9 protein-coding genes are annotated in these 9,573 nt (G+C 70.4%); 5 read left to right on the forward strand and 4 right to left on the reverse strand.

Annotated elements, in window-relative coordinates; genetic code table 11:
• Positions 1-264, reverse strand: a 264-nt coding sequence (locus GT354_RS53710; RefSeq protein ID WP_237534547.1) for a hypothetical protein, incomplete at its 3' end; no start/stop codon positions are given.
• An 11-nt stretch (positions 265-275) separates the two neighbouring features.
• Between GT354_RS53710 and GT354_RS09220 the strand changes: the two genes are divergently transcribed.
• From GT354_RS09220 to GT354_RS09230, 3 genes are all read left to right on the forward strand, one after another.
• Entirely contained in the window at positions 276-1,520 is a 1,245-nt protein-coding gene (locus GT354_RS09220) for a beta-ketoacyl-[acyl-carrier-protein] synthase family protein (RefSeq protein WP_161355780.1), read from the forward strand.
• Positions 1,517-2,971 (forward strand): hypothetical protein, encoded by a 1,455-nt coding sequence (locus tag GT354_RS09225; protein ID WP_237534548.1) that lies wholly within the window; start codon positions 1,517-1,519, stop codon positions 2,969-2,971. Before GT354_RS09220 ends, GT354_RS09225 begins: the two co-directional genes overlap by 4 nt.
• Before the next feature lie 183 nt (positions 2,972-3,154).
• Entirely contained in the window at positions 3,155-4,108 is a 954-nt protein-coding gene (locus GT354_RS09230) for a short-chain dehydrogenase/reductase (protein WP_202511675.1), read from the forward strand.
• A gap of 54 nt (positions 4,109-4,162) precedes the next feature.
• Here GT354_RS09230 and GT354_RS09235 read toward each other — a convergent pair whose 3' ends face one another.
• Entirely contained in the window at positions 4,163-4,366 is a 204-nt protein-coding gene (locus GT354_RS09235; RefSeq protein WP_161355781.1) for a hypothetical protein, read from the reverse strand.
• 276 nt (positions 4,367-4,642) lie between these two features.
• Positions 4,643-4,966: a hypothetical protein gene (locus GT354_RS09240; protein ID WP_161355782.1), complete on the reverse strand. Its 324-nt coding sequence runs from the start codon at positions 4,964-4,966 to the stop codon at positions 4,643-4,645.
• 363 nt (positions 4,967-5,329) lie between these two features.
• Here GT354_RS09240 and GT354_RS09245 point away from each other — a divergent pair, with 363 nt between their 5' ends.
• Both GT354_RS09245 and GT354_RS09250 read left to right on the forward strand, forming a co-directional pair.
• On the forward strand, positions 5,330-5,728 hold the full coding sequence (locus GT354_RS09245) for a VOC family protein (RefSeq protein WP_161355783.1): 399 nt from the start codon (positions 5,330-5,332) through the stop codon (positions 5,726-5,728).
• Between the two features lie 346 nt (positions 5,729-6,074).
• Complete coding sequence (locus GT354_RS09250) at positions 6,075-7,367, forward strand: diiron oxygenase (RefSeq protein WP_161355784.1); 1,293 nt, start codon at positions 6,075-6,077, stop codon at positions 7,365-7,367.
• A gap of 93 nt (positions 7,368-7,460) precedes the next feature.
• Here GT354_RS09250 and GT354_RS09255 read toward each other — a convergent pair whose 3' ends face one another.
• Entirely contained in the window at positions 7,461-9,101 is a 1,641-nt protein-coding gene (locus tag GT354_RS09255; protein WP_161355785.1) for an MFS transporter, read from the reverse strand.
• Between the last annotated feature and the right edge of the window lie 472 nt (positions 9,102-9,573).

Genomic DNA, 9,573 nt, shown 5'->3' on the forward strand with positions numbered 1-9,573 from the left:
CACCACGCTGGCACAGGCGGCCTCGGCGTTCGACTCGGCCCCGGAAGCCGAACCGTTCGTCCGGACGGCCTCGAATCCCTCGGGCTGTGTGGACTCCTCGGGCTCTGTGATCGCTGCGGACTCCTCGGGCTCCTCGGACGTTTCGAGTTCCTCGGACTCGTCGAACCCTTCGGTCTCCTCGGCCCCGTCGCACATGTCGTCCCCCGTTCCGTCCTCCGTTTCGTCCTCCGTCTCGTCTCCCGTTCCGTCCTCCGTTTCGTCCACGGTGAGCTGACGTGGCCTCCTCCGAGGTTGCGGTCACCGGTCTGGGCTTGGTCACCGCCGGCGGGATCGGAGTCGAAGCCACCTGGCGGACCCTGTGCGCGGGCGTGTCCACCGCCCGCCGCGACCCCGGCCTGGCCGGCCTGCCCGTGGACATCTCGTGCGCGGTGCCCGACTTCGACGGGGACGCCCGGCTGGGCCGACGGCTGTCCCGGCGGATGGACCGCGCCGCGCAGATGACCGTCGTGGCCGCTCGCGAGGCGCTCGCCGACGCCGCGCTCGACCCCCGGAGTTGGGACCCCACCCGCGTCGGTGTGATCATCGGCTCGGGTGGTCCGAGCATGGAATCCCTGACGTCGGCGATGGAGCGGCTGATCGCGGGCCGGAGCACCGCCATCTCCCCGGCATCGCTGCCCCGTTCCCTGTCCAACACCGCCGGCACCGAGGTCGGCCTCGACCTGGGCGCCCAGGGCACCAACTTCGCGCCCGCCGCCGGCTGCGCCTCCGGTGCCATCGCGCTGGGCGTCGCCCGCGACCTGCTGCGCGCCGGCACCCTGGACGTCGTCTTCGCCGGGGGCACCGACACGATGTGCGATCGACTCAGCGCGGCGTGCTTCGCCCAACTGGGCGCCCTGTCCACCCACTCCGGCGACCCGTACCACGCGTGTCGGCCGTTCGACGCCGACCGGGACGGGTTCGTGCTCGGGGAGGGCGTCGGCGTCGTGGTCCTGGAGCGGCCGGCCCACGCGCGCGCCCGCCGGGCCCGGGTCCGGGCGTTGCTGTCCGGCTACGGCTCCGCCAACGACGCCTACCACCTCACCGCGCCGCGCCCCGACGGCCGCGGCGCGCAACTCGCCACGCGTGCGGCGCTGGCCGACGCGGGCTGGAGCGCGGCCGACGTCGACCACGTCAATACGCACGGCACCGGCACCGTTCTCAACGATGCCGCCGAAGCCCGCTTCCTCGCGTCCGTCTTCGACCGTTGCCCACCGATCACCGCCGTCAAGAGCGTCCTGGGCCACACCGGCGGCGCGGGCGGCGCGATCGAAGCGGCGGTGACGGTCCTGACGCTCGAACACGCAAGCATCCCGCCGACGGCCAACCACCACCGCACGGACCCGGCCATGGACTTGGACGTGGTCGCCAAGCTCCCGCGCCGCCCCGCCCGCCTGAACACCGCGATCTCCACCTCGGTTGCGTTCGGCGGTCAAAACGCCGTCCTCGCCTTCCGCACAGCAACGTCAGGAGCACCTTCATGACCTCCGTAACCCACGCGGAATCGAGTCCGGTGGAATCGACGCGCGCGGAAACCGCGGCGCCGGCGCCGGGTCGGCGGCTGGAGGACCTGGACTGGTGGCGTACGTGCAGCGTCCGCTTCATCGCACCCGCCCCGGAACTGTCGAGTACCCACGCGTCGTTCCTGCGCGACCTCGAGGCGGCGTTCGCGCGTGGCGGGAACCGGGTGATTCCGCAGGGGGAGAACGAAGCCAAGGTCGACATGGTCGTGGTGGGCGTGTCCGTGCCCGACGGCCCGGACGCGCTGTGTGATCGGATCGTCGAGGAACAGACCCCGCTGATGCTCAAGGTTCGCAAGGACCAGGGCCGCCAAGGCGTGGTGGGCCGTCTGGTCGCGGTCGCGGAAGTACCCGAGCGGCTGAGCGAGATGTCGCACCCCGAGGTGGTGCGCGCCGCGCGGATCCTGATGGCCAGGGTGGGCGTCTTCACGGTCGTGTTCGTCACCGCCGGTGCGGCGCCCGGGGAGGTCGCCGAGGCGACGCTGTGCACGATGGAGGGGGGACACCCCACCGAAACCGAGGACGTCGCCCAGGGCATCTGCGACCGGTTGGTCGCCGCGTCCTGTGCCCACGAGGTCGCCGGTCGCCACGATGTGGTGCCGGACGCGATCCCCGCCGGCGCGTGGGCGGCGGCCAGGGCGCCGAAGAGCCTGACGGTGGCCGGTAAGCGGATGGGCGATCTCGGTCTGTTGCCGGCCCCGCACGCGATGGCGGACTTCGTCTCGCCCCGGCTCTCCCGTACCTACGCCATGTACCTCAACCTCCAGGGCTTCAGCGAGGGCATGCTCTTCGCCTTCGATCCGGACCTGAACGCGCTCGTGGTGACCGCGTCGGGACGATGGGGTGTGGACAAGCGCGACCTCTCCGACACCGACCTCGTGGCCGTCGACTTCCGGATGAACGGGAACCGACTGCGGGTGCTGGCGCCCGAGGGGACACAGCCGATGGCGCCGTCGGTGGAGGCGTGGGAGGTCTGCGCACTCTTCGAGGCGGCGCCCACCGTACGAATCGGCAGGAACGCGGCGGGCGAATGGGCCTGGGACCCGAACGGCACCCACGAGGTGCCCGCCATCCGCGCCGGCCTGCACGCGCACGTCGGTGTCTCGTACGCCGACCCCGCGCTGATCGAGAGCATCCCGCCGGACCGGGAGCACTACCCCTACGGTTTCGGCTGTGGGACGGACCTGATGATCGACGTGGCCCGAGCCACGCTCGCCGCCTCGAGGGCCGTGCACGATCCGGCGGACACCCGTCACTACGTGCGCTGGCCGATGCTGTACCACGGTGAGATGGCCCTGGAACTGTGGGGACCGGAGCAGCCCGACGAGCCGCTGCGGGGGCTCCTGGACCTGTTCGACCCGCAGGTGACGGGGGCCGTCCACTTCCACCCCGAGCACATCGACCAGCCGCACTGACCACCGGGCCGCGGGTCTCGGTACGGGAGTCCGCGAGGCTCTCGTGCCGGGACCGGCGGCAGGGTCGCCGAAGACGTGGAAGCGGTACACGAGCCTCGCGGCCCGGCCGACCGGTGCCGCCCTGCGGCCGTGGTCGTTCGGCTGCCCCTTCGGTACTGGCCGTCACGAACAGGAGTGTGCTCCGTGCCCCGTTATCCCGTGCGTGGCAAAACCGTTCTGATCACCGGAGCGACCGGCGGCATCGGCTCGGCCTGTGCCCGGGCGCTGCACGCCCGCGGCGCCAACCTGGCCCTGGCCGGTCGTCGGTCGGATTCCCTGCGCGACCTGGCCCGGAGCCTGGGGGATGGCCGAGTGCTGACGCTCGATCCGGACGTCACCGACCGCTCGGCCCTGGACGACGCCGTCGCGCGCGTCGTCGACCGGTTCGGGGGGCTGGACGTGGTCTTCGCCAACGCGGGAATCGCGCCCGAACCACCCGCGACCATCGCCACGATCGACCCCGACGAGTTCGAACGGGTAGTGGAGGTCAACCTGTTCGGCGTCTGGCGTACCGTACGCGCGGCTCTGCCGCAGATCGCCGCCGCACGCGGACACGTGCTGGTCACGTCCTCCGTCTACGCGTTCGTCAACGGCGCTCTCAACTCCCCCTACGCGGTCTCCAAGGCCGCCGTCGAGGCGTTCGTGCGCGCCTTGCGGGTCGAACTGGCCGTCCACCACGCCACCGCCGGGGTCTTGTATCCCGGGTGGGTGACCACCGCGATGACCCGCGACGTTCTCGGCGAGGACGAGGGCCTGAGCAGGATGCGCGAGAGCGTCTTCCCGGCCCCCCTGGCTCGACCGGTCGGCGCGGACGTCGTCGCCCGGCGCGTGCTCGTGGGCATCGAGAACCGTGCCCCCCACATCGTCGTCCCGCGACGTTGGCAACCCGTCGTCGCCCTGCGTGGCATCCTCGGCCCGCTCACCGACCGCGTCCTCGCCGGCCGCGACGACCTGGGCGCCTTCCTACGCCAACGCGAGGCGGCCACCGCCGACGACCCGGGACGGCGCTCCGGTCACGGACCCGACGCGGGCCCCGGAACCCCCAGGGTCCACGCCCCCAGGCGGGGAGGCGAAACGGCGTCGACCACCGGCCCGTGAACGGGCGAGAGGCCCGACCCCAGCCCCGGCGCCGGCCTCCGCCCCCACCCGGCCTTACGGCAGGGACAAGGCAAGCGTCATGGCACCGCCGGCGACGGAGACGCCGATCAGCAGGCACGAGGCCCGAAACAGGGCCCGGTAACGGCGAGTCGAGCGCGCGCTACGGACCCGGAACTCGGCCATGATGTCCGCGGGCGGGGTCAGGGCCGCCGCGCATTCCCGCATGGCGGCGCGTAGTTCCTCTTCGTGGGGCCTCATGGGTCATCGCCTCCGTGGTCGGTGGGCGGTGTCGAACCACCCGGGGTGTGCCGGCGTCGTAGGCGCACGGGTGGAACCCGCACCGGGCTGATGGCACCCACGACTCGCTTCGCCGCACGACCACTGCCGTTGCCCTACACCGGATACACGCACGAACACGCGCCCGTGTTGCACCACCGACCGAAAACTCTCGCCGTCCGGGCCGAGCCGCCACCTCGAGGACCGCTGTGCGGCGGGCCCGTGCTGCCCGCCGAACAGAGGTGTTTGGTGCTGTGGTCAGCCGAACCGGACGCTCTTGGGGCGGAAGGTGCCCCAGGTGACCCCGGTGTTCTTCGGGACGACCTCGCTCGCGCCGTCGCAGATGGAGCCGGCGAACACCCTGGAGTCGGTGTCGGTGGCGTTGTCGACGCCTACCGCCGGGGCGTCGAACGCGATGCATTCGCCGTTGGGCGGATTGAACACGATGCGACTCGTGCCGTTCTCCCGATCGTAGGTGAACCTTCCCGAGGCGGCGTAGGCGTCGGTGGACACCACGGCCGACAGTGCCAGGACGACGCATCCGGCGAGCGCGGTGCGGCCCGCGCTGTTGAGCACTTTCACGAGGACGTCTCCTTCCGGGGCTCGGGCTGCCGGCGGCGGTCTGCCGCGGCATCGAACCGTGGAGTTGGTCCCGCCGACGAGGCCTGCGGAAACGCTCGCGATCGCTTTGCCGTGCAGGTTCACCTGAACGGCGGCCAATAGTGCAACTGGTATGTTTTCCGGCCTGGTTGGCCCCTTCTCCCGGCCGCGCTCCAGCGCCTCGAAGGGGGACGCACAACCGGTACCGGGGGCAAGGTCGTTCGGCTGTAAACCTCCTGTGCCCATCACCGGGAGGACCGAAAATCTCCGACAGATACCGGGCGGATTCTGTCCGGTATCGACTCTAGTGTGTAAAGGAAGAACCAACCGACAAGGGAAGAAACCATGAACTTCGTCTCGATTCGCATCATCACCGATGATGTCGCCCGCCTCGTCGACTTCTACGAGCGCGTCACCGGCGTACAGGCGAGGTGGGGCAACGAGGACTTCGCCGAACTCGTCACCGCCTCGGCGACCCTCGCGATCGGCAGCACCCGTACCGTCCCGCTGTTCGCGCCCGGCTCCGCCGGTCCTGCCGACAACCGCAGTGTCATCCTCGAGTTCGTGGTCGACGACGTGGACAGCGTGTACCGGAACCTGACCGGCGTCGTGGAGGACTTCGTCAACGAACCCACGACGATGCCCTGGGGCAACCGCGCGCTCCTGTTCCGCGACCCGGACGGCAATCTCGTCAACTTCTTCACCCCCGTCACGCCGGAGGCCGTCGCGCGGTTCGCCCGCTGACGTCGATCCCGGCGATCCGGGGAATCGCACCGGCCCGCGGCCGCGACGCACGCGCGAGGAGCGCGGCAGGAGCACCTTCGACCTGCCGCGCTCCGCACTGCCCCCGCGCCGAGCGGAACCCTGCTGCGCGTGCGAGCGCTCATGTCTCCTCCGAAATGGTGGGCCGTGCGCATCAAAACGGAGAACCCCGCACCGATCCATAGGCACACCCGGACCCGCTGCTACGCCGACCGGGCGTCGGCCGATCGGGCGACGGTCGGATTCGCCCCGCACCCCGGCTGACCAGCGGATCGACATCCGGAGCGGCGTCGGAGGGACCCGACGGAGACGGGTCGAAGTGCCGTTCGTGACCCGCGATGTGGGCCAATGGCCGCCGACTCGCACGCGCGTGGTCGATCGCAGTGCGGACGGACGCCACCGCGCCGCCCACGAAGCCGAGCGAGAGAACGGGCATCACGTGCACACCGACCACCGGATCGTTCACCCGCCGACCACGCCGACCACGCAGACCGGCCCCGCTTCCGTGTTCGCCGACGGCGCCCTCGCCGTTTTCCAGTGGGACTACGACGGTCACGACGAGCAGATGACCCGGCTGTACGCCCAGGGCAAGGCCCGACAGTGGAACGCCGCGGTGGACCTCGACTGGGACCACGAACTCGACCCCGACAACCCCCTCGGCGTGCCCGACTCCGTCCTTCCGCTCGGTGGCAGCCCCCTGTGGGAACGACTTCCGGCGGCCGACCGCGTCGACGTGCGCCGGCACATCCAGGCGTGGGAGGCGTCCCAGGCACTGCACGGGGAACAGTTCGCCCTCAACGGGCTGGGCAGGGTGATCTCGGCGACCGACGACCTCGACACCAAGCTGTTCGCGGCCACCCAGATCGTCGACGAGGCCCGGCACCTCGAAGCCTTCACCCTCCTCACCGGCAAGATCGGCGTCCGCTACCCGCCCCTGGCCGAGCTGGCGAGCCTGTACGAAGGCGCCCTGGGGGAAGCGGACATGGACTTCTTCGCCATCGCCACCTTGCTGTTGGAGTACGTCGCGCTGACCTCGCTCACCGCCCAGCGATCCCACATGGGTGATCCCCTGGGCCGTGCGCTGATCGAGAACATCGCTCGGGACGAGGCCCGACACCTCGCGTTCGGACGGGCCCTGCTGCGCCGGCGACTGGACGGGATCACCGACGCGGAACTACGCCGACGCGAGGAGTTCGTGTTGGAGTGCTGCCACACCCTCAAGACCGACTACACCCCCGACGCGGTCTGGCGAACCCTCGGATACGGCGAGGACGTCGTCGAGCAGTCCCGTCGGTCCGCTCCGGAGGTCACCCGCCGCTGCCGTACCTTCCGGCAGGTCGTGCCCGCCTTCCAGGACGTCGGCCTGTTCGGGCCCCGGGTGCGCGCCGGACTGACGACCATGGGCCTGATCCGGTTCGCCCGCAGGCGGCCGGTCCCCGACGTCGCCGACGAGGTCCGGGCACTCGGCAGGCGGGACGACATCGACGCGGTGATCCGCCTCGCCACCTCCCACGAACGCACCGCCGACGACGGCCGGATCGAGACGGCGGCGAGGCGTGGCGGGCGAGCCGCGACGCGAGTTCCGGCGCCTGCGTCCGCATCCGCGCCCGCGCGTCCTTGACCGAGGACTCGGCGCTTCCTTCGTGCGGGCCACCGGCCTTGCCTGCCTGCCTTTCGGTCGACAGGCAAGGACCGTGCGCCCTGTTGCGTCGCGTCAGTGCAGCGTGCCGCCGGTGGCCGGAGTACGGCCCGCCTTCATCACCACGGCGAGCAGTACGCACACCACGCCGGCGGCGGCCACCGCCCAGAACCCGATGGTCCAGCCGTCGTCGGTGTACACCTGCGGAATATCGAAGGTCTGTGCGGGCGCGCCCGGTTGGGCGACGGTCGAGACCTGGTACGTGTGCGCCGACAGGATCGCGGTCAGGATCGCGGTACCGACCGCGCTGCCGAACGACTGGGTCAGCGCGAGCATGCTCGCGCCGATGCCCTGTTGCTCCTGCGGCACCGCCTCGATCACGAGGTTGTTGGCGCACGCGTAGTAGACGCCGAACGCGAGCCCGTAGACGATGCCGATGATCAGCAGCACACCCCACGAACCGTGAAAGAGCGCGTACAGCGCCATGGAGAGCGTCATCACCGCCAGACACACGATGTACGGGCGGCGCAGGCCGACCTTGGTGGCCCACTGGCCGGCCGCCGGTCCGGTGAACATGCCGGGGATGGACTGCCACGTGGTCAGGTGGACGGCCAGCGCCATCAGGCTGAAGCCGAGCGCGTAGCCGATGTCCCCGTGGAAGATCAGGCCCTGGCGCATCGCGTCCACGGGTATGCCCGCCTTCTCGGCGAAGCCGGCGATCGTGCCTTCCTTGACCACCTTCTCGTCGATCTGGGCCATGTAGGAGACGGCGTAGAACTGCACGCCGATGATCATGTTGGAGAACAGGCCGATGGCCAGCACGATCGCAACCCGGGGCGCACGCAGCAGCTTCGGGTCCATGATCGGGTCGGCGGCGCGTTGTTCCCACAGGTAGAAGGCGACCAGCAGGACGACCCCGACCACGAGGTAACTCCACGCGCTGGGGCGGCCCCAGCCCCACTGTTGACCGTTGCTGAGGTAGATCAGCGCCAGCGCGACGCCGCCGCCGATCAGCAACGAGCCGAGCCAGTCCAGCTTCTGACGTGTCTTCAGCTTCGACTCCGGGACCACGAGCCAGAAGATCGGGATCAGCACCAGCATGTAGACCATCAGGAACCAGAAAAGCGACCGCCAGCTCCAGTGGTCGGTGAGCCAACCGCTGAGCAGCGGCGCGGTCAGCGCGGACACGCCGAACCCGGTGGCTATCACGCCGATCGCCATCGGCACCATCCGGCGCGGCATCAGGTCGCGGATCAGGCCCGCGGCCACCGCCGCCATCGCGAACGCCACCGCCTGGAGGGCGCGACCGACCAGGAACATCGCCCACGAGTGGGTCAGCGCGCACAGGACGGAGCCGGCCAGGAACGGGATGCTGCACGCGAGCAGGATCAGCCGCTTGCCGTACAGGTCGGCGAGTTTGCCGATGATCGGTGTGGTCGCGCCGCCCACGAGGCCGAGGATGATGATCATCCAGCCGATGTTGTTGCCGGCGGACGGGAAGTCCAGGCCGATCTTTTGGACGGCCGTGCCGATCATCGTGTACTGGAGCGGCACCACCTCCGAGAACAGCACGATGACGCCGAGCACGGAGAAGATCCGGAGCTTGGACGCGCCTTCGAGCCGGCCGGAATCGGTCGCGGTCGCGGTGGCGGTCGTGCCGGTGCCGTGCGGGTCGGGCTTCTCCGGCGGCGGGCTGCTGTCGATGGTCTCGGTCACGCGAATACCTCCCGAACACGGCGTCGCCCGATGGCGGCGCGCTCGGCGATGGCCGTTGTGGCTGGTGCAAGGTGCACGGGGCGCACCAGATGTGCTTGGCGTGCGGATGCGCTGAGCGTGTGGGCCAGGGGATGTGCTGTGCGGGCGTGCGTGCCTGGCGGGGGTTTCGGAACCGGGGGCTCCGGTTCCGAATTCGGGGTGTCGGTGTCGGCCCGGGGAGCGGAACGGTTGCGTAGCGGCCGGTCGATGACCGGACGGGTTGACTCGACACGTGCCGACCTGCGGCCAAGGCAGCCGACAGGTTCATTGCAGGGCGTGCCGGTCCTCGGACGGAATGCGGGCGAAGAGCGGACGAACTCGGTTGGACCGGGCACCGGTTCGGCGCCTGGTGCACCTTGGCACGAACGGGTCGAGCTGTGAAGTCATCATGACCAACATGGTCATGATGGCTTCGGTGCTCACTCGAACGACT

Origin of the sequence: Streptomyces sp. SID3343 (genome assembly GCF_009865215.1) — a bacterium.
Classification (GTDB): domain Bacteria; phylum Actinomycetota; class Actinomycetes; order Streptomycetales; family Streptomycetaceae; genus Embleya.

Coding starts and splice junctions, on each gene's coding strand:
- GT354_RS09235 (WP_161355781.1), bottom strand. CDS start 4,366: ATGAGGCCCCACGAAGAGGAACTACGCGCCGCCATGCGGGAATGCGCG.
- GT354_RS09225 (WP_237534548.1), top strand. CDS start 1,517: ATGACCTCCGTAACCCACGCGGAATCGAGTCCGGTGGAATCGACGCGC.
- GT354_RS09245 (WP_161355783.1), top strand. CDS start 5,330: ATGAACTTCGTCTCGATTCGCATCATCACCGATGATGTCGCCCGCCTC.